Source organism: Amycolatopsis suaedae, assembly GCF_004214935.1.
In the GTDB taxonomy this organism is placed as follows: domain Bacteria; phylum Actinomycetota; class Actinomycetes; order Mycobacteriales; family Pseudonocardiaceae; genus Amycolatopsis; species Amycolatopsis suaedae.
In genome coordinates, this window is the sequence record NZ_SFCC01000002.1 from 513,890 (window position 1) to 533,149 (window position 19,260).

Genomic DNA, 19,260 nt, shown 5'->3' on the forward strand with positions numbered 1-19,260 from the left:
TCGCAAGTGACGGATCAGCCACGGCGTCCTCGGCACGCCGCGCCCGACCCCGACGACGAGCCGCAGGCGGGTTCGCTCGCGGAGGACCCAGGCACAGGGTGGCGGCAGTCGCTCGACCGGCTCACCGGGTCGCAGGCGTCCCCGCCCCCGCCGTCCGCGCCGCGCCGGGCCGGGCAGCGCCAGCCTGCCACGGAGCAGCCGACCGTGCAGAACCTGCAGCCGGTCCAGCGTCCGTCCGCCGAGCCGCAGCTGACCAGCGTCCTGGCGGCACCCGCGCCGGCCACCCAGAGCATCACGCCACCGCCGCCCCGGCCGGAACCGAGCAGCCCGATGGCGCTGCCCGATCCGGGTACGGAGAGCGTGCTGCCGCCCAGCACCAGCTCCGGAACCGGCCCCGGCACCGGGCGGGGAACCGGGACCGGAACGGGGTCGCAGACCGGTTCCGGCGCGTTCCCCGGTACCTCGCGGCGGACGTCGTCGCGGACCTCGCGGCGGGGCAGGCTCGGTGCGGGCCTGGTCGAGGTGCCGCCGGTGCCCTACCGCGACCCGGCGTCGGCGGTGCTGACCGACCCGGTGGTGTCGGAGGAGAAGCGGTTCTGCGGCAACTGCAGTGCGAAGGTGGGCCGCGGCAGCAACGGGCAGCCGGGGTCGCCGGAGGGCGTGTGCCCCAAGTGCGGGCAGCGGTTCTCGTTCAAGCCCAAGCTGCGTCCGCACGAGATCGTCGGCGGGCAGTACGAGGTGCTCGGTGCGCTCGCCTACGGCGGGCTGGGCTGGATCTACCTGGCGCAGGACCACAACGTCAGCGACCGCTGGGTCGTCCTCAAAGGACTGATCGACACCGGGGACACCACCGCGCTGGCCGCGGCGGTCAACGAGACGCGGTTCCTCGCCGAGGTCGAGCACCCGAACATCGTCAAGATCTACAACTTCGTGCAGCACCCGGACTCGGCGACCGGGACGTCCATCGGCTACATCGTGATGGAGTACGTCGGCGGGCAGTCGCTGCGTCAGCTGGCGCTGGCCCACCACCGGGAGAGCGGGCGGCCGGAGCCGCTGCCGATCGGTCAGGTCATCGCCTACGGGTTGGAGATCCTGCCCGCGCTGGGGTACCTGCACAACCAGGGCATGCTCTACTGCGACCTCAAGCCGGACAACGTCATCCAGACCCACGAGCAGCTCAAGCTGATCGACCTGGGTGCCGTGCGGCGGATGGACGACTACGAGAGCCCGCTGTTCTTCACCACCGGCTACAGCGCGCCGGAGCTGGCCACGCACGGTGCGACGGTCGCGTCGGACCTGTACACGGTCGGGCGCACGCTGGCCGTGCTGAGCTTCGAGTTCACCGGCTACACGACCACGTACAAGACGTCGCTGCCCGGTGCCGACCAGGTGCCGCTGTTCGCGCTCTTCGGGTCGTATCACCGGTTCCTCAAGCGGGCCACGCACACCGACCCGGACCGCCGGTTCCTGTCCGCGGAGGACATGGCCGACCAGCTCACCGGTGTGCTCCGCGAGATCATGGCGATGGGCACCGGCAAGCCGCGGCCCGGTGCGTCCACTGTGTACGGACCGGAGATGCGGACCTTCGGTGTCGACATGGTGGTGCCCGAGCCGGGTGCCAGCGTGCCGCTGCCGCCGCCGGACGAGGTCGTGACCGGCCTGCCGATCCCGCAGGTCGACACCGACGACCCGGCGGCGGGTGTGCTGGCGTCGATCACGGCGGCGGAGCCGAGGGAGGCCATCGAGGCCCTGACCAACGCGCCGCACAACTCGATCGAGGTCCGGCTGCGGATCGTCCGGGCCAGGATCGAACTCGGCGAGCTGGCCGAGGCGAACCGGCAGCTGCAGGCCGCCCAGTACCTGGCGGTGAAGAACGGCTTCCCGCACGACTGGCGGATCGACTGGTACCGAGGGCTGATCGAGCTGGCTGGCGGGCGGCCGAAGGTCGCGCAGGTGGCGTTCGAGGCCGTCTACGACGACCTGCCCGGTGAGATCGCGCCGAAGCTGGCGCTGGCGGTGAGTGCCGAGTGGGTCGGCGACTACTTCGCGGCGTCACGCATGTACGAGCTGGTCTGGCGAACGGACCACTCGTACGTCAGTGCGGCGTTCGGGCTGGCCCGCGTCTACCTCGCCCAGGGCGCCAGGGGCGGTGCGATCGAGGTACTGGAGTCGGTGTCGCCGTCGTCGACGCACTTCGTCGCGGCCCAGGTGGCGGCCATCAAGATCAAGACCCGGGTGAGCGGGCCGAAGGAGGGCGTCTCCGAGCGGGACCTGGTCGAGGCCGGGGCACGGCTGGAGCGGCTGAACCTGGACGCCGAGCGGCGAACGGCGCTGTCGGCGGAGGTGCTGGAGGCCGCGCACCAGTGGGTCCGCTCCGGGCGGAACCAGCCGACGCAGGGGCTGAGCGTGCTGGGCTGCGCCCTGCACGAGCGGGATCTGCGCTTCGGGCTGGAGCGGTGCTACCGCTCCCTGGCCCGCCTGGCCTCCACCGCGGCCGACCGCATTTCCCTGGTCGACAAGGCGAACGCCATCCGCCCCCGGACCCTCACCTAGCGGCGGGGCTCGGCGACGGCCAAAGCACGTGAAGGCCACCTCCGGCGCGGCAGCCTCACCAGTCACATCCGGCCCAGCAGACGCAGCCGTCACCACGAAAGAGACCCAGCAACGTCCCCCAATGTGGCATTGGGGAACTTGAACTCCCCCAATGCCACATTGGGGGCACACAACACCCGGACTTTGCCGGGACCTTGACATCTCACGTGGTGAAGGTGGCCTTCACGTGCTTTGCGGCACCGGCATCGCCTCAGGGGTTGATGTCCCACTTGCGGTTGTTCGCGATCGCGGTGGCGGTGAGCTTCTCGATGGCGTCCGGGTCGCCGTGGGTGCTGAAGTGCTCGAAGGCGACCTTCACGAACAGCGCCCGCGCGCTCACGGCGACCGGGCCGTCCTCCGCGTCGAGGTGACCGTCGGCGCTCGCGTAGATCTTCCGGCCCGCGATGCCGTCCAGCCGCGCCACGATGTACAGCGTCGAGCCGACCGGCACCGGCCTGCGGAAGTCGGTCTCCAGCTTCCCGGTGACGGCCGGTACCCGCAGCAGGTTGCCGACGACCATGCCAAGCGCCTCGTCGAACGCGCAGGCCAGCAGACCGCCGTGGGCGAGCCCCGGCGCGCCCTGGTGTGCCTCGCTGACGTGGAACCGCGACCGCACGGTCGGACCCTCGTCGACCGACGTGCGCATCCGCAGCCCGGACTCGGCCTGGTCACCGCAGGCGAAGCAATGGTCGTAGTGCGTCGGGAGGTCGGTCCCCGCACCCGGCGCGTCCGGGTGCGGGGTCGCGGGCTCGGTCGGCACGGGCGGCCACACGGGCTTCGTCATGCCCGACACGCTAGATCACACAGCTTCGGTCTTTCCATTGCCGTGCGGGTCGGTCGAGCTGGCGACCCCACGCATCGACAGCCCACGCGTCTCCGGCAGGACCAGGATCGGCACCAGCGCGATCGCCGCCGCGCCCATCAGGTAGAACGCGGGCCAGAGCGTGTTGCCGGTGGCGTCCACCAGCGAGCCGACGATGTACGGCGCGGTGCCGGCGAACGCCGCGGTGGAGAAGTTGTAGCCGATGGAGAACGCGCCGTAGCGCACCTGGGTCGGGAACATCGCGGGCAGCGTCGACGCCACGACCGCCAGGAACAGCACCAGGCAGCCGCCGATCAGCAGCAGCCCGCCGCCGAGCATCACCGCGTCGACACCGGTTTCGGTCTTGCTGTTCTCCATCAGCGTGAACGCCGGGATGGCCAGCACCAGGTACCCGATACAGCAGCCGAGCAACATCGGTTTTCGCCCGATCTTGTCCGACAGCGCACCGATCGGCACGATCACCGCCAGCATCGCCAGGATCACGCCCATGACGATGAGCAGCGGCGTGTGCCCCTTCAGGCCGAGGACGTCCTTGAGGTAGGTCTCGATGTAGCCGAACATCATCCAGTCGCCCACGTTGAGCAGGATGACCAGGCCCACCAGGTGCAGGATCGACTTCCAGTGCTGGGTCAGCAGCAGCTTCAGCGGCGACTTCGCCACCTGCTTCTGCTTCTCGATCTCCCGGAACACCGGGGTGTCCTCAAGCTTGTTCCGCAGGTAGAGACCGACGAGGCCGAGCGGGCCGGCGATCAGGAACGGCAGCCGCCAGCCCCACTCCCGCATGTTCTCGTCGCCGAGCAGGATGGTGAACAGGGTGACGAACCCGGCGCCCATGAAGAAGCCGACGAGCGTGCCGAACTCCAGCCAGCTGCCCAGGAAACCGCGTTTGCGGTCCGGCGCGTACTCGGCGATGAACGTCGCCGCGCCACCGTACTCGCCGCCTGCCGAGAAGCCCTGCAACGCGCGGAGCAACACCACCAGCACCGCGGCCGCCGGGCCGATCGTCTCCCAGGACGGCAGCAGGCCGATCACGAACGTCGACCCGGACATCAGGATGACCGTCAGCGCGAGCACCCGCTGCCTGCCGAGCTTGTCACCGAGCGGACCGAGGATGACGCTGCCGAACGGGCGGATGACGAACGTGACCGCCAGCAACGCGAACGTCGCCAGCGCGCCCTCGGACGTGCTCGACGCGTTGAAGAAGACCTGCCCGAGGATCGCCGGCATGAAGCCGAAGACACCGAAGTCGTACCACTCGATGCAGTTACCCATCGCCGAGCCGGCGACGGCCTTGCGCACGTCTCTGGGGCTCGCCTCGACCGGTTCGCTGCTTCCCCCGGATTGAACCGCCTGATCGGTCATGACGTTGTCGACCTCCGCTTGCCCCACAAACCAAACGCCCTCGAAGACCCCTCGACCGTAGGGGTTTCTTGACGGTTGTCCAGTCGGGTGATCCACATCGGAGTGTTCTGGGAGGCCGTTTGCGCAGGTGACGAGCCGTGTCGGAAATTTTCCGGAAAGATGCCGCCGATGTCGTCCTGTGACCGTTCCGTTTCTCTTCGTGCATCGTTCACCCGGATGGGGTTCGGTATCACCCCATGGGACTGAACCGGAGAGATCTTCTGCGAGGCGCCGCCGCGGCGGGCGCGCTCGGCGTGGCGTGGCCGTTGAGCAGCAGGCTGACCGTGGCGCAGGCCGAGGAGGCCGCGCATCAGCTCGGGGTGCGCTGGGACGACGGCCCGTTCACCCTCGGTGTCGCCTCGGGTGACCCGGTCGCCGACGGCGTCGTGCTGTGGACGCGGCTGGCGCCCCAGCCGCTCGCGGAGGAGCAGCCGCTGCCGGACACCGTCCAGGTCGACTGGACCGTCGCGGCCGACCGGGACTTCCGCCGAGTCGTCAGCAGCGGCAGCGTTGCCGCCACGGCGGCCCGCGGGCACAGTGTCCACGTGCCACTGCGCGGCCTGGAGCCGGGCCTGCGGTACTACTACCGGTTCACCGCCCTCGGCCGGACCAGCCGTACCGGCCGGACCCGCACCGCGCCGGACGGCCGGGTCACCAGGGTCAGGTTCGCCTCGGCCAACTGCCAGGCGTTCCACGACGGGTTCTACGCGGCACACCGCGGCATCGCCCGGGAGGACCTCGACTTCGTCGTCCACCTCGGCGACTACGTCTACGAGCACGGCAAGGTCGGCGGCAACCCGGTGCGCGACCACGAGGGTCCCGAGGTGACGACGCTGCCCGCCTACCGCAGGCGGCACGCGTTGTACAAGGGCGACCCGTCGCTGCGGGAGGCGCACGCCGCGCACCCGTGGTTCCTGACCTGGGACGACCACGAGGTGGTCAACGACTACAGCGGCACCTCGCCGTCGCTGCGGGCCCGGCGCGACGCCGCGTACCAGGCGTGGGTGGAGCACATGCCGGTCGACGCCCCGAACCCGCTCACCCCGCCGGTCTACAAGCAGCGGCGGTGGGGCAACCTGCTCGATCTATCCATTTTGGACCTCCGGCAGTTCCGTTCGGCGCAGAACCTGCCGGACGGCACCATTCTCGGCGCGGAGCAGAAGGCGTGGCTCAAGCAGCGGGTCGACCAGGCAGGCGACGCCTGGCACTGCTGGGTCAACTCGATCATGCTCAGCCAGCTGGCCAGGAAAGGCGGCGGCTACTACTTCACCGACCAGTGGGACGGTTTCCTCGCCGAGCGCAAGGAGGTGCTGTCCCACGTGCACGAGGCGGGCATGCGGGACCTCGTGGTGATCACCGGTGACTGGCACTCGGCCTTCGTCGACGACATCCGGCCCGACTTCGACAACCCGGACAGCCCGGTCATCGGCACCGAGTTCACCGCCCACTCGGTGGCCTCGGGGGCGTACTCGCCGGAGTGGAACGCCACGAACGGGCCGGTCATGGGCGCGGCCAACCCGCACCTCAAGTACTTCGAGGGCAACCGCTATGGCTACGACGTCTACGAGGTCAACCCCCGCAGGTGGAGCACGCACATGCGGGTGATCGGCGACCGCAGGGACCCACGGTCGCCGGTGAGCACCCTGACCACCTTCCACGTGGACCGGGGCAGGGCCGGGTCGTGGGAGGACAGGGCCACCGCGGACTCCCCTGCCCAGTACCGCAGGAGGACGTGAGTACACTGGGCGACGGACCCCCGCGGCGTCCATCCTGTGAACCTCCCCAGGGCCGGAAGGCAGCAAGGATAAGCAGGCTCTGACGGGTGCGGGGGTCCCCTCATGTGTGGGTGCTCGCGTGTCGGGGCGTGCCGGTACGCTCGCCGCGTGGCATTAGCGCTGTACCGCAAGTACCGTCCGGCGACGTTCGCCGAAGTGGTCGGGCAGGAGCACGTCACCGAACCGCTGCGCACCGCGCTGGCGGCCGGCCGGATCAACCACGCCTACCTGTTCTCCGGGCCGCGTGGCTGCGGGAAGACGTCCAGCGCACGCATCATGGCCCGCTCGCTCAACTGCGCGCAGGGGCCGACGCCCGACCCGTGCGGCACCTGTGACTCGTGTCGCGCGCTGGCGCCGGAGGGGCCGGGCAGCGTCGACGTCACCGAGCTCGACGCGGCCAGCCACGGCGGTGTCGACGACGCCCGTGAGCTGCGCGACCGCGCGTTCTACGCGCCTGCCGAGTCGCGCTACCGGGTGTTCATCATCGACGAGGCGCACATGGTCACCACGCAGGGTTTCAACGCCCTGCTGAAGATCGTCGAGGAACCGCCAGAGCACCTGATCTTCATCTTCGCCACGACCGAGCCGGACAAGGTGCTGCCCACCATCCGCTCGCGTACGCACCACTACCCGTTCCGGCTGATCCCGCCGAGCGCGATGCGTGAGCTGCTGGAGCGCAACGTCGCCGCGGAGGGGGTGCCGGTCGAGCCCGCGGTGTATCCGCTGGTCATCCGCGCGGGTGGCGGGTCGGCGCGGGACACCCAGTCGGTGCTGGACCAGCTGCTGGCCGGTGCCGGTCCGCAGGGTGTCACCTACGACCGGGCCGTCGCGCTGCTCGGCGTCACCGACGTCGCCCTGATCGACGACATGGTCGACGGGCTGTCCGCCGACGACGCCACGGCCGTCTTCGGCACCGTCGACAAGCTCGCCGAGGCCGGGCACGACCCGCGCCGGTTCGCCACCGACCTGCTGGACCGCCTGCGGGACCTGGTGCTGCTGCGGTCGGTTCCCGACGCGGCGACCCGCGGGCTGGTGTCGGCTCCGGAGGAGGAGCTGAGCCGCATGGTCGCCCAGGCCGAGCGGATCGGCGCCGCCACCCTGTCCCGGTACGCCGAGATCGTCCACAATGGACTGCTGGAGATGCGGGGGGCCACGGCCCCCCGGCTGCTGCTCGAACTGCTGTGTGCCCGGATGCTGCTGCCGTCGGTCGCCGACGACGAGGCGTCGGTGCTGCAGCGGATGGAACGGCTGGAACGACGGCTGACCGCCGGTGGGCCCGCTCCCGCGGCTCCGGCCGAGCAGGCCGCGGCTCCGGAGCGCACCTTCCAGCGGCCGTCCCAGCGGCAGGCGGACGCCCCGGCTCCGGCCGCGCCGCCGGAGCCGAAGCCCGCGGCAGCGCCGCCGCCCAAGGCACCCCAGCCGGAGCCGAAGCCCGAGCCTGAGCCCGAGCCGGTCGAGCCGGCCCCCGAGCCCGCACCGAGCGGCGCGCTGGACGCCGCCGCCATCCGGCGGGTGTGGCCCGAGCTGCTGGCCGCGATCCGCAAGCAGCCGGGTGGGCGCAGCACCGAGGCCATGCTCACCCAGGCGACGGTGCAGTCGGTCGACGGTTCCGAGGTCGTGCTCGCCCACACCGCCGAGCCGCTGGCCAGGCGCCTTTCCGACAAACACAACACCGACAAGATCGCCAGCGCACTGCACGAGGTGCTCGGCGGTCAGTGGCGAGTCAGCTGTGTGCACGGCAACGCCGCGGTGAAGGCCCAGCCGGCGCCGCGGCAGCAGCAGGCCAGCCAGCAGGCGCCGGAGCGCCGGTCGTTCCAGCGCCCGTCCGGTGGGCAGCAGCAGGCGCCGCCGAAGCCGCCCGAGCGCCCGGCACTGCCGGAGCCGGATATTCCGCTGCCGCCCGAGCCGGAGCCCGAGGAGGACGAGGCCGAGTACGTCGCCGCCGCGGCGCAGCCGGCCACCGCCCCGCCCCCGGACCTGCCACCGCCGCCTCCGGCGGCCCCCGTCGTCGACGACGAGGAGGCCAGGGCACACAAGCTGCTCTCCGACCAGCTCGGCGCCCGCCCGCTCGACTGACCCGAGGTCAGCCCAGGTAACGCAGGATGCCCGCGGAGATGGCCTCGGCGTAGGCACGCTGGCCCTGCTCACTGGCCATCCGCGCGGCCTCGGTGGCGTTACGCATGTTGCCGCACTCCACCAGCGCCGCCGGCCGCTCGGACAGGTTCAGCCCGGCCAGGTCGTCGCGGGGTGCCAGACCGTCCTGGCCCAGGTAGTCCGACACCGCGAACCCGTGCCCGCGCAGGTCGTCGCGCAGCGCCGTGGCCAGCCGGGTCGACGGCTCGCCCTGGGCGGCGTTCAGCGGCGGTGCCGAGTAGGCGACGTGGAACCCGTGCGCGCCGGGCTTGGTGGATCCGTCGGCGTGGATGGACACCACCGCCGCGGCCCCGGCACGGTTGCCCGCGGCGGCGCGCTCGTCGACACACGGGCCGACGCCGTCGTCGTCCTGCCTGGTCATGAGCACCTTCACGCCCTTCTCGGCGAGGATGCGCGCGGTCCGGTTGGCCACCGCCCAGGTGAAGGCGTGCTCGGGAAAGCCCGCGTCGGTGGCGGTCCCGGTGGTGTTGCAGGGCTTGGTCCGGCCCCGGCCGGCGGGCACCTTGCGGTTGATGACGGCCGGGTTGGCGCTGTTGCCGCCGTTGTGACCGGGATCGAGCACGACGACCGGCGCGGGCTTGGGCGCGGGGGTGCTCGGAGACGTGGAAGGAGCAGACGGAGCGGGCGGCGGCGGCGGAGGCGGCGGTGCGGGAGCGGGCGGCGGGGCCGTCCCGCACGCGGTGAGCAACAGGGCCAGCAACACGGACACACACGTACGCACGGGCCTACGTTGCCACACGGCTACGCTGGAGCCAGGCAGTTACGCGAGTCAACGGATCGGACTTCGAATCATGGTGCAACCCGGCGGCGGCTTCGACATGCAGCAGATCCTGCAGCAGGCGCAGAAGATGCAGGAACAGCTGGTCAACGCCCAGGACGAGCTGGCCAAGGCCGAGGTGACCGGCACGGCGGGCGGTGGCCTGGTGACCGCGACCGTCACCGGCGGCATGGAGCTGAAGGGCCTGCAGATCGACCCGAAGGTGGTCGACCCCGAGGACACCGAGACGCTCGCCGACCTGATCGTCGCCGCCGTGCGCGACGCCACGGCCAGCGCGCAGAAGCTCACCGAGGAGAAGCTGGGCCCGCTGGCCGGCGGCGGCATGCCGGACCTCGGTGGCCTGGGCCTCCCCGGTCTCCCGGGGCAGTGAAGGCACTGAGGCACTGAGTTGTACGAAGGCGTAGTCCAGGACCTCATCGACGAGCTGGGCAGGCTGCCCGGCGTCGGCCCCAAGAGCGCCCAGCGCATCGCCTTCCACCTTCTCGCGGCCGATCCCGCCGACGTGGGACGGCTGCAGGAGGTGCTGGGCAAGGTCAAGGAGGGCGTGCAGTTCTGCGAGGTCTGCGGGAACGTGTCCGAGCAGGTCAACTGCCGCATCTGCCGGGACGAACGGCGTGACAAGGCGCAGATCTGCGTGGTCGAGGAGCCCAAGGACGTACTGGCGGTCGAGCGCACCCGGGAGTTCAAGGGCCGCTACCACGTGCTCGGCGGCGCGCTGGACCCGTTGTCCGGCATCGGTCCCGACCAGCTTCGCATCCGCGAGCTGCTGGGCCGGATCGGCGGCGAGGAGGTCACCGAGGTCATCATCGCCACCGACCCGAACACCGAGGGCGAGGCGACAGCGACCTACCTGGTGCGCATGCTGCGGGACTTCCCCGGCCTCACGGTGACGCGGCTGGCGTCCGGGCTGCCGATGGGCGGTGACCTGGAGTTCGCCGACGAACTCACCCTGGGCCGTGCGCTGTCCGGTCGCCGTGCGCTCTGAGCACCTGGCCGACGCCGTGCTCGCCGGGCCGCCACGGCTGGGGGACGTCCGGGTGCTGGCCATCGACGGGCCGTCCGGCGCGGGCAAGTCCTGCCTCGCGGCCGAGGTGACCGAGGTGCTGCGGGCCCGTGGCGTGCGCACCGCGCTGGTCAGCACGGACGACTTCGCCACCTGGGACGACCCGGTGGCCTGGTGGCCACGGCTGGCCGACGGCGTCCTCACCCCGCTGGCGAAAGGGCTACCCGGTCGCTACCGCCGTACCGAGTGGGCCGGTGGCACGCCGCGTCCTGGTCTGTTCGTGGACGTCGACGTGCCCGAGGTGCTGGTCCTGGAGGGCGTGTCGGCCGGCCGGACGTCGGTCCGCCCGGTGCTGACCTACCTGCACTGGATCGCCGGGCCGGACGCACCGCAGCGGCTGGAACGCGCCGTCGCGCGGGACGGCGAGGACTCCCGCGCGCACCTGTCCGCATGGCAGGAATTCGAACGCGGGTGGTTCGCCGTGGACGGCACCGCGGCGGCAGCCGACAACGCAGGGTGATCGCGCGAAAGGACCAGTGGTACTGGTCCGAGAGCAGCAAAGTGGGCTGAAATCGCCACTTTCCGTCGTTGTTCGCGGACTGTACGAGGTCAGGTCCCCATGCACGTAGCGCGATCGTAACCTCGCGTGCTTAAGTGAGCGCCCGATAACCGACTAGTGTCGGCCACCACAACGCACCGCCCGGCCGGGTGAGGCTCCGGGCGGTCCTGTCGAACATGTCCCAAGGGGTGCCAACATGCTCCACACACGGGTGGCTCGAACGCGCCGCGTGGCCCTGATCGGGCTCGCCGGCGCGCTCGCGCTCTCAGTGACCGCCTGCGCCGAGTCCCAGCGCGACGCGGGCAGCGGCAACACGGGCACGTTCATCTTCGGAGCCGCGGGCAACCCGAAGATGTTCGACCCGATCTTCAACGACGAAGGCGAGACGTTCCGGATCGTACGGCAGATGTACGACACCCTGATCCAGAACAAGCCTGGCACCGCCGAGCTGGAGCCGTCCCTCGCCGAGAAGTGGGAGCCCAGCAACGAGGGCAAGACCTGGACGTTCAGCCTGCGTAAGGGCGTCACGTTCCACGACGGCACCCCGTTCAACGCCGCGGCCGTCTGCTTCAACTTCGATCGCTGGTTCAACATGAAGGGCAAGGCCGCCCAGAGCCAGATGATCTACTACGGCGACGTCTTCGAGGGCTTCGCCAAGAACGAGGGCGACGCCACCGGCGAGCCGGTGTACAAGGACTGCCAGGCCAAGGACGAGCACACCGCCGTGCTGAACCTGAACAAGGCCAAGGGCGCCTTCCCCGCCGCGTTCACGCTGCCGTCGCTTTCGATGTCCAGCCCCGAGGCGCTGAAGAAGTACAACGCCGACCAGGTCACGCAGACCGGTGACTCGTTCGCCTACAACGACTACGCGAACCTGCACCCGACCGGCACCGGCCCGTTCAAGTTCGAGGGCTGGGACCAGGGCAAGGGCGAGGTCACGCTGGTCCGCAACGAGGGCCACTGGACCAAGCCGAAGCTCGAGAAGATCATCTTCAAGGTCATCAAGGACGAGAACGGCCGCAAGCAGGCGCTGGCGTCCGGTGACATCCAGGGCTTCGACTACCCGGCACCCGCCGACTACCAGCTGCTGCGCGGCCAGGGTCAGAACGTGCTGATCCGGCCGTCGTTCAACATCCTCTACCTGGGCATCAACCAGAAGGGGAACCCGAAGCTGCAGGACGTGAAGGTCCGCCAGGCGCTGGCCTACGGCATCAACCGTGAGCAGTTCGTCCGCAGCAAGCTGGCCGAGGGCTCCGAGGTGGCGACCCAGTTCGTGCCGAAGGCGATCTCCGGCTACAACGACCAGCTCCAGGCGATCCCGTACGACCCGGAGCGCGCCAAGCAGCTGCTGCGTGAGGCCGGCGCCGAGGGCCTGACGCTGAAGTTCTACTACCCGACCGAGATCACCCGGCCGTACATGCCCAACCCGGCCGACACGTTCACCGCGATCTCCGAGGACCTGAAGGCCATCGGCATCAAGATCGAGCCGATCGCCAAGCCGTGGAACGGTGGCTACAAGGACGACGTCCAGAAGCACGGCAAGCAGGACCTGCACCTGCTCGGCTGGACCGGTGACTACAACGACGCCGGCAACTTCGTGGGCACGTTCTTCGGCAGGGAGAAGCCGGAGTTCGGCTTCAACAACCCCGAGCTGTTCAACGCGCTGTCCCAGGCCGACGGCACCGTCGACAAGGCGGCGCAGAAGACGGCTTACCAGCAGGTCAACAAGCAGATCATGGACTACCTGCCCGCCATTCCGATCGCCTACCCGACCCCGGCACTGGTCGTGGGTCCGAAGGTGCAGGGCATGGTCGCCAGTCCGCTGACCGACGAGCGGTTCTTCTCGGTGAGCATGGGATAACTCTGGAACGGATAGCCGACCGAGGGCGGGACGCCACGAGCGTCCCGCCCTTCGGCCCGCCACCCAGGGCTACTGAAGAGAAAGTCACATGCTCCGATTCATAGTGCGTCGGCTGCTGCAGGCGATTCCGACGCTGATAATCCTGTCCATCCTCGTGTTCGCCTGGCTGCGTTCGCTTCCCGGCGGTCCCGCCGGGGCCATGCTGGGCGACAAGGCCACTCCGGAGAGGGTCGCCGAGCTCAACGCGCTGATGGGGCTCGACCAGCCGATCTTCATCCAGTACTTCAAGTTCCTCGGCCGGGTTCTCACCGGCGACTTCGGCAACTCGCTGATCTCCACGCAGCCGGTGCTGTCCGAGATCGGCTACGCGTTGCCGGCCACCATCGAGCTGTCGGTGGCGGCACTGATCCTCGCCGTCGGGTTCGGTATCCCGCTCGGCTACGTCGCGGCCCGGTTCCGCGGCGGCTTCCTCGACAACGCGACGATCATGACCACCCTGGTCGGCGTCGCGGTTCCGGTGTTCTTCCTCGGTTACCTGCTCCAGTTCGTGTTCTCGCAGAAGCTGGGCATCTTCCCGGTCGGCGGTCGCCAGGACACGCTGATCGGCGCCACCGACGTCACCGGGTTCGCCGTGCTCGACGGCATCCTCACGCAGGAATGGGACGCGTCCTGGGACGCGCTGGTCCACCTCGCGCTGCCCGCGGCGGCGCTGGCGACCATCCCGTTCGCGGTGATCGTCCGCATCACCAGGGCCTCCGTGCTCGACGTGATGAACGAGGACTTCATCCGCACCGCCCAGTCGAAGGGTCTCGGTGCACCGGTCATCCGCAGGCGGCACGTGCTGCGTAACGCGTTGCTGCCGGTGGCCACCACCGTCGGCCTGCAGACCGGTCTGCTGCTCGGCGGTGCCGTGCTGACCGAGCGGGTGTTCAACATCAACGGCCTGGGTTCGCTGCTGGCCGAGGGCATCGAGCGCAGGGACTACCCGCGGCTGCAGGCGCTGATCCTGCTCGGCGCGGTCGTCTACGTGCTGGTGAACATGCTGGTGGACATCTCCTACGGCATCATCGACCCGAGGGTGCGTGCGCGATGACCAACCTGCTCACCCGCAAGAAGGACAAGGTCGACGAGCTCGCTGCCTCGGCCGGGCACAGCCTCGCCCAGCAGGCGATCCGCCGGATGGCCCGCAGCCCGGTGGCGATCGTCGGCGCGGTGATCACCGGCCTGTTCCTGCTGCTGGCGATCTTCGCGCCGCTGCTGGCGCCGAAGGACCCGTACGAGCGTTACCTGCAGGGCGAGGTCGTGCTGGGCAGCGGGATCATCCCCGGCCCGCGGGACGGTTTCCCGCTCGGCGTCGACGACTTCGGCAGGGACCTGCTGTCCCGGCTGCTCGTCGGTGCCCAGCAGACGCTGCTGGTCGGTGTCATGGCGACGCTGATCGGCCTGGCCATCGGCATGGTGATCGGCGGTCTGGCCGGTGCGTTCGGCGGCTGGGTCGACACGGTGCTGATGCGCCTGGTCGACGTCATGCTGTCGATCCCCAGCCTGCTGCTGGCGATCTCGGTCGCGGCGCTGGCCGCCAAGCCGAACCAGTGGACGGTCATCATCGCGGTCGCGATGGTCAGCGTCCCGATCTTCGCCCGGCTGCTGCGTGGAACCATGCTCGCGCAACGGGGCAGCGACCACGTGCTCGCGGCGACATCGCTCGGCGTCAAGCGGCACACGATCGTGCTGCGGCACATGCTGCCCAACTCGCTCGGCCCGGTGATCGTGCAGGCGACGCTGACCCTGGCGACGTCGATCATCGAGGCGGCCGCGCTGTCGTTCCTCGGCCTCGGCGACCCGGACCCCAGCCGCGCGGAATGGGGTCTGATGCTGGGCAAGGCCGCCAAGCAGTTCCTGGACATCCGTCCGGAGCTGGCGTTCTACCCGGCCATCGCGATCATCATCGTCGCGCTGGGCTTCACCCTGCTCGGTGAGTCCATGCGGGAAGCTCTCGACCCCAAGAACCGGAGGTGAACTGACATGGCTCTGCTCGAGGTACGCGACCTGAAGGTCGTGTTCCAGCGCAAGGGAGAGCGGCCGTTCACCGCGGTGGACGGCATGAGCTTCGACGTCGAGCCCGGCCAGACGGTCGGGCTGGTCGGCGAGTCCGGCTGCGGCAAGTCGGTGACCTCGCTGGCGATCATGCGGCTGCTCGCCAAGCGGGGCAACAAGGTCACCGGCTCGGTGAAGTTCGAGGGGACCGAGCTGCTGTCCCTTTCGGACAGCCAGATGCGCGACCGCAGGGGCCGCGACCTCGGCATGGTCTTCCAGGACCCGCTGTCGTCGCTGAACCCGGTCATCCCGATCGGCCTGCAGGTCACCGAGGTGCTGGAACGGCACCGCGGCATGGCCCGAAAGAAGGCCATGGTCGACGCGGCCGAGCTGCTGGACAAGGTCGGCATCCCGGACCCGAACCGGCGGCTGTCGGAGTACCCGCACCAGCTGTCCGGCGGGATGCGTCAGCGCGCGCTGATCGCCATCGCGCTGGCCTGCCGGCCGCGGCTGCTCATCGCCGACGAGCCGACGACGGCACTGGACGTCACCATCCAGGCGCAGATCCTGGCGCTGCTGCAGGAACTGGTGCGCGACACCGACACCGCGCTGATCATGATCACCCACGACCTGGGTGTGGTGGCCGGCCTGTGCGACGAGGTCAACGTGCTCTACGGCGGCCGGATCGTGGAGCGGGCGCAGCGGCACGCGTTGTTCGCCGAGCCGCGGCACCCGTATACCCACGGCCTGCTGGCCTCGATCCCGCGGCTGGACGCCGGGCGCGGGGAGAAGCTGGTGCCGATCAGGGGATCGGTCGCCGACAACATCCCGTGGGACTCGGGGTGCGCGTTCGCGCCCCGCTGCCCCAACAAGATCGACACCTGCGTCTCGGTGACCCCGAGCCTGGAGGAGGACCGCGGCGGGCTGCTGCGCTGCCACAACCCGGTGCTGCCGGCAGCTGCCACGGCCGGGGAGGGAGCGCGATGAGCGACGAGGTTCTGGTCGAGATCTCCGATCTCAAGGTCCACTTCCCGATCAAGCACGGTGTCGTGTTCGACCGCACGATCGGGCATGTGTACGCGGTCGACGGCGTCGACCTGACCATTCACAAGGGCGAGACCTACGGCCTGGTCGGCGAGTCCGGCTGCGGCAAGTCGACGCTGGGCCGGGCCATGCTGCGGCTGACCGAGCCCACGTCCGGCTCGGTCGTCTTCGACGGCACCGACGTCGCCAAGCTCAAGGGCGAGACCCTGCGCAAGGCACGCCGCCGCATGCAGATGATCTTCCAGGATCCACTGTCCAGTTTGGACCCGCGGCAGTCGGTGGAGTCCATCCTGGTCGAGGGCATGCGGGCACACGGCCTGGACAAGGACAAGGAGTCGACCGCCAAGCGGCTGCGTGAGCTGCTCGCGGCCGTCGGTCTCCCGGAGAGTTCGCTGCGCAAGTACCCGCACGAGTTCTCCGGCGGGCAGCGGCAGCGCATCGGCATCGCGCGGGCGCTGGCCGTCGAGCCGGACCTGATCGTGGCCGACGAGCCGGTGTCGGCGCTGGACGTGTCGGTGCAGGCGCAGGTGGTCAACCTGCTGGAGGAACTGCAGGACAACCTGGGCCTGACCTACCTGGTGATCGCGCACGACCTCGCGGTGGTGCGGCACATCTCCGACCGCATCGGCGTGATGTACCTGGGTTCGCTGGTGGAGGAGGCCGACTCGGACGCGCTGTACGAGCAGCCGCTGCACCCGTACACCAAGGCGCTGCTGTCGGCGATCCCGGTACCGGACCCGGTCGTCGAGGACAGCCGGGAGCAGATCCTGCTCGCCGGCGACCTGCCGTCGCCAGCCAACCCGCCGAACGGTTGCCGGTTCCACACCCGGTGCCCGTGGAAGCAGGAGACCCGCTGCGACACCGAACGTCCGGCGTTGCGGGAGGTCGAGGGCGCCGCGCCGGGGCAGCGCGTCGCCTGCCACTGGGCGGAGGACATCCGCGACGGCAAGATCAAGCCGCACGAGGTGAAGCCGGAGCTGGTCGAGACCGGTGCGCTGAACCCGGACGTCCCGCACGTCGCCTCGGTCGTGGAGGCCATGGAGAGTTAGCTCCGAAGCGCATGAAGGCCACCTTCATCCCGTCTCGCGGTATGAAGGTGGCCTTCATGCGCTTTCGGCGAGAAGTACGGCGGGAAAGCTGGCAAACTAGCTAGTCATGCAGGTCACGGTGTTGGGGTCCAGCGGTCGTACCGGCATCCACCTCGTCCGGCTGCTGTGCCGGCACGGCCACCGCGTGCGGGCCGGTGTCCGCAGCCGCGGCCGCGGCACCGAGGTCGTCCGTCTCGGCGCCGAACCCGTCGTCGCCGACCTCGCGTCGGACCCGGCCGTGCTGGTCGACACGTTCCTCGGCTCGGACGTGGTCATCAACGTCGCCGGGGCTGCCGACCCCGACCCGGCCGCGGTGAACATGGTCGATCGCGACGGCGCGATCGCCGCCGTCCACGCTGCCGAGCGGGCCGGCGTGGCCCGCTACCTCCAGCTGTCGGCGCAGTTCGCCGACTCACCGGACCAGGGCGACCGGCTGGTCCGGTCGATCCTGCTGGCCAAGCAGGTCTCCGACGACGCGCTGCGCAAGTCGAGCCTGATCTGGACCATCATCCGGCCCGGCACCCTCACCGACGAGCACCCGACCGGACGCGTGAAGCTGTCCGGTCACCTCGAGCCGGGGCGGGTCTCCCGCAGCGACGTCGCCGCCGTGCTGGTGGCGGCACTGGACGAGCCGTTGACCGAGAACCGCGGCTTCGACGTGATCTCCGGCGACGTGCCCATCCCCACCGCGCTGGCGACGGCGGGCTGACGGCGGGCGTACGACCCCAGCAGCACGCCGGCGACCACGACGACACCGGCGCCGATCTCGATCCAGGTCGGCCGCTCACCCAGCACGACGAACGCCGTCGACATGCCGACGACCGGCACCAGCAGCGAGAACGGCGCCACCACCCCGGCCGGGTAGCGCCGCATGAGCGCCGTCCACAGCCCGGTGCCGAGCAGGGTGGCGGCCAGCGCGATGTAGGCGAGCCCGCCGAGCGCGATCAGGCCCTCCGTGCTGCCGACGGTCGCCAGCGACCGGCCGATCTCGCCGGTGTCCTCCACCGCGAGCGACAGCGCGAACGACGGCACCGGCGGCACGACCGACATCCACAGCATGAGGTGGATCGGGTTGACGTCGCCGCCGTGCGGGTTGTCCGGCCCGAGTGCCTTGCGGGAAGCGAGGTTGCCGAAGGCCCAGCTCAGCGCACCGAGCAGGACCAGGACGGCGGGCAGCAGCGCGGCGTTCTCCGCCCGCTGCCAGGCGATCACCGCCATCCCGGCGACGGCCACCACGATGCCGGCGAGCTGCCGCCTGCTGACCCGCTCACGCAGCAGCGCCGCGCCGAGCAGGACCGTGAACGGTGCCGAGGCCTGCAGCATCAGCGAAGCGAGCCCGGTCGGCATGCCCACGTCCATGCCGATGAACAGGAACACGAACTGCAGCGTGCCGAAGCCGAGGCCGTAGCCGAGGAGCCAGATCGGGCGGGCCTTCGGCCACGGCACGAACAGCAACGTCGGGACGGCCAGCACCAGCCAGCGCAGGCCGGTGGCCAGCAGCGGCGGGAAGTGGCTGATCGTCGCGTGGATCGCCAGGAAGTTGCAGCCCCAGAGGACGGCGACGAACACGGCGATGAGGCGATCACGGGGGGACATACCCCCACGGTGCCTCTGGACAACTGTGAAGGTCCAGCGAGAAAATCTGCAACGATCGTGAAGCAGTGCTTCAGAATTGTTTGAGCAGGCTCCGGGCGCGGAAGTACGCGATGCCGGTCAGGACGTACACGGTGACCAGCATCAACGTGTACAGCACCGTCCCGAGGTGGGGATAGTCGACCATGAGCACGAAGCAGGCGAACCCGCTGAAGGCGATGCTCGCCAGCCACCAGCCCAGCAGCATCCGCCGCAACTGCCCGGTCTGCGTCGTCTCGACCCAGTCCGCCTTCGCCGTCGACCGCAGCCCGAGCAGGCACACGCCGGACAGCAGCAGGACCAGCACGGAGCCGCCCGCCGGCACCATCCACAGCACGGCGCTGATTTCCTGGCCCGCCGGCAGGCGCAGGCCCCAGACCGGAACGGCCACGCCGATCAGGAACGCGGCGGTCAGCAGGCCCCAGCCCCAGGTGGCAGCCATCGCGCGGATCCGCGCGACCAGGCGCGGATCGACCCGGACGTAGTGCGGGCGGTGCACGACGATGACCACGG

16 protein-coding genes, 1 other RNA gene and 1 pseudogene are annotated in these 19,260 nt (G+C 70.1%); 13 read left to right on the forward strand and 5 right to left on the reverse strand.

All coding sequences use genetic code 11. The features are described 5' to 3' along the window. Nucleotides 1–6: 6 nt before the first annotated feature. Nucleotides 7–2,553, forward strand: coding sequence for a serine/threonine-protein kinase (locus tag EWH70_RS05735; protein ID WP_130474160.1), 2,547 nt, complete (start codon nt 7–9; stop codon nt 2,551–2,553). A gap of 250 nt (nt 2,554–2,803) precedes the next feature. Here the strand turns inward: EWH70_RS05735 and EWH70_RS05740 are convergent, their stop codons facing one another. Together EWH70_RS05740 and EWH70_RS05745 are read right to left on the reverse strand one after the other, a co-directional pair. Beyond that, nucleotides 2,804–3,376 carry a PaaI family thioesterase gene (locus EWH70_RS05740; RefSeq protein WP_205669035.1) on the reverse strand — a complete coding sequence of 191 codons (573 nt, stop codon included), beginning with the start codon at nt 3,374–3,376 and terminating at the stop codon, nt 2,804–2,806. 15 nt (nt 3,377–3,391) lie between these two features. After that, on the reverse strand, nt 3,392–4,777 hold the full coding sequence (locus tag EWH70_RS05745; protein WP_130474161.1) for an MFS transporter: 1,386 nt from the start codon (nt 4,775–4,777) through the stop codon (nt 3,392–3,394). A gap of 236 nt (nt 4,778–5,013) precedes the next feature. Between EWH70_RS05745 and EWH70_RS05750 the strand changes: the two genes are divergently transcribed. The 3 genes from EWH70_RS05750 (at nt 5,014) to EWH70_RS05760 (ending at nt 8,667) form a co-directional block, all read left to right on the forward strand. Continuing rightward, a complete protein-coding gene (locus tag EWH70_RS05750) occupies nt 5,014–6,552 on the forward strand; it encodes an alkaline phosphatase D family protein (RefSeq protein WP_130474162.1) in 1,539 nt (512 codons plus the stop codon). An 11-nt stretch (nt 6,553–6,563) separates the two neighbouring features. Then, nucleotides 6,564–6,656, forward strand: an RNA gene (gene ffs, locus EWH70_RS05755) — signal recognition particle sRNA small type. Nucleotides 6,657–6,699: 43 nt separating this feature from the next. Continuing rightward, nucleotides 6,700–8,667 (forward strand): DNA polymerase III subunit gamma and tau, encoded by a 1,968-nt coding sequence (locus EWH70_RS05760; RefSeq protein ID WP_130474163.1) that lies wholly within the window; start codon nt 6,700–6,702, stop codon nt 8,665–8,667. 7 nt (nt 8,668–8,674) lie between these two features. On the opposite strand, the gene EWH70_RS05765 is transcribed toward EWH70_RS05760, so the two are convergent. Then, on the reverse strand, nt 8,675–9,466 hold the full coding sequence (locus EWH70_RS05765; RefSeq protein ID WP_240686812.1) for an N-acetylmuramoyl-L-alanine amidase: 792 nt from the start codon (nt 9,464–9,466) through the stop codon (nt 8,675–8,677). Between the two features lie 70 nt (nt 9,467–9,536). On the opposite strand from EWH70_RS05765, the gene EWH70_RS05770 reads away from it, so the two are divergent. The 9 genes and pseudogenes from EWH70_RS05770 to EWH70_RS05810 form a co-directional block, all read left to right on the forward strand. Then, on the forward strand, nt 9,537–9,893 hold the full coding sequence (locus tag EWH70_RS05770) for a YbaB/EbfC family nucleoid-associated protein (protein ID WP_130474164.1): 357 nt from the start codon (nt 9,537–9,539) through the stop codon (nt 9,891–9,893). 18 nt (nt 9,894–9,911) lie between these two features. Then, nucleotides 9,912–10,508 carry a recombination mediator RecR gene (recR, locus tag EWH70_RS05775; RefSeq protein WP_130474165.1) on the forward strand — a complete coding sequence of 199 codons (597 nt, stop codon included), beginning with the start codon at nt 9,912–9,914 and terminating at the stop codon, nt 10,506–10,508. Beyond that, nucleotides 10,498–11,046, forward strand: coding sequence for a uridine kinase family protein (locus tag EWH70_RS05780; protein ID WP_240686813.1), 549 nt, complete (start codon nt 10,498–10,500; stop codon nt 11,044–11,046). The genes recR and EWH70_RS05780 overlap by 11 nt, the downstream gene beginning before the upstream one ends. Nucleotides 11,047–11,281: 235 nt before the next feature. Continuing rightward, a complete protein-coding gene (locus EWH70_RS05785; RefSeq protein WP_130474166.1) occupies nt 11,282–12,946 on the forward strand; it encodes an ABC transporter substrate-binding protein in 1,665 nt (554 codons plus the stop codon). A gap of 88 nt (nt 12,947–13,034) precedes the next feature. Beyond that, nucleotides 13,035–14,039: an ABC transporter permease gene (locus EWH70_RS05790; RefSeq protein ID WP_130474167.1), complete on the forward strand. Its 1,005-nt coding sequence runs from the start codon at nt 13,035–13,037 to the stop codon at nt 14,037–14,039. After that, nucleotides 14,036–14,965, forward strand: a complete 930-nt coding sequence (locus EWH70_RS05795; RefSeq protein WP_130474168.1) for an ABC transporter permease — start codon at nt 14,036–14,038, stop codon at nt 14,963–14,965. Before EWH70_RS05790 ends, EWH70_RS05795 begins: the two co-directional genes overlap by 4 nt. 6 nt (nt 14,966–14,971) lie before the next feature. Further along, nucleotides 14,972–15,970, forward strand: a complete 999-nt coding sequence (locus tag EWH70_RS05800) for an ABC transporter ATP-binding protein (RefSeq protein WP_130474169.1) — start codon at nt 14,972–14,974, stop codon at nt 15,968–15,970. Then, nucleotides 15,967–17,076: an ABC transporter ATP-binding protein gene (locus tag EWH70_RS05805; protein ID WP_130474170.1), complete on the forward strand. Its 1,110-nt coding sequence runs from the start codon at nt 15,967–15,969 to the stop codon at nt 17,074–17,076. Before EWH70_RS05800 ends, EWH70_RS05805 begins: the two co-directional genes overlap by 4 nt. Before the next feature lie 106 nt (nt 17,077–17,182). Next, a pseudogene (locus EWH70_RS05810) lies at nt 17,183–17,689 on the forward strand (NAD(P)H-binding protein); the annotation flags it as partial. Here the strand turns inward: EWH70_RS05810 and EWH70_RS05815 are convergent. Further along, nucleotides 17,680–18,711 carry an EamA family transporter gene (locus EWH70_RS05815; protein WP_240686814.1) on the reverse strand — a complete coding sequence of 344 codons (1,032 nt, stop codon included), beginning with the start codon at nt 18,709–18,711 and terminating at the stop codon, nt 17,680–17,682. The pseudogene EWH70_RS05810 and the gene EWH70_RS05815 overlap by 10 nt on opposite strands. Before the next feature lie 70 nt (nt 18,712–18,781). Continuing rightward, complete coding sequence (locus tag EWH70_RS05820; RefSeq protein WP_130474172.1) at nt 18,782–19,258, reverse strand: hypothetical protein; 477 nt, start codon at nt 19,256–19,258, stop codon at nt 18,782–18,784. Nucleotides 19,259–19,260 lie beyond the last annotated feature (2 nt).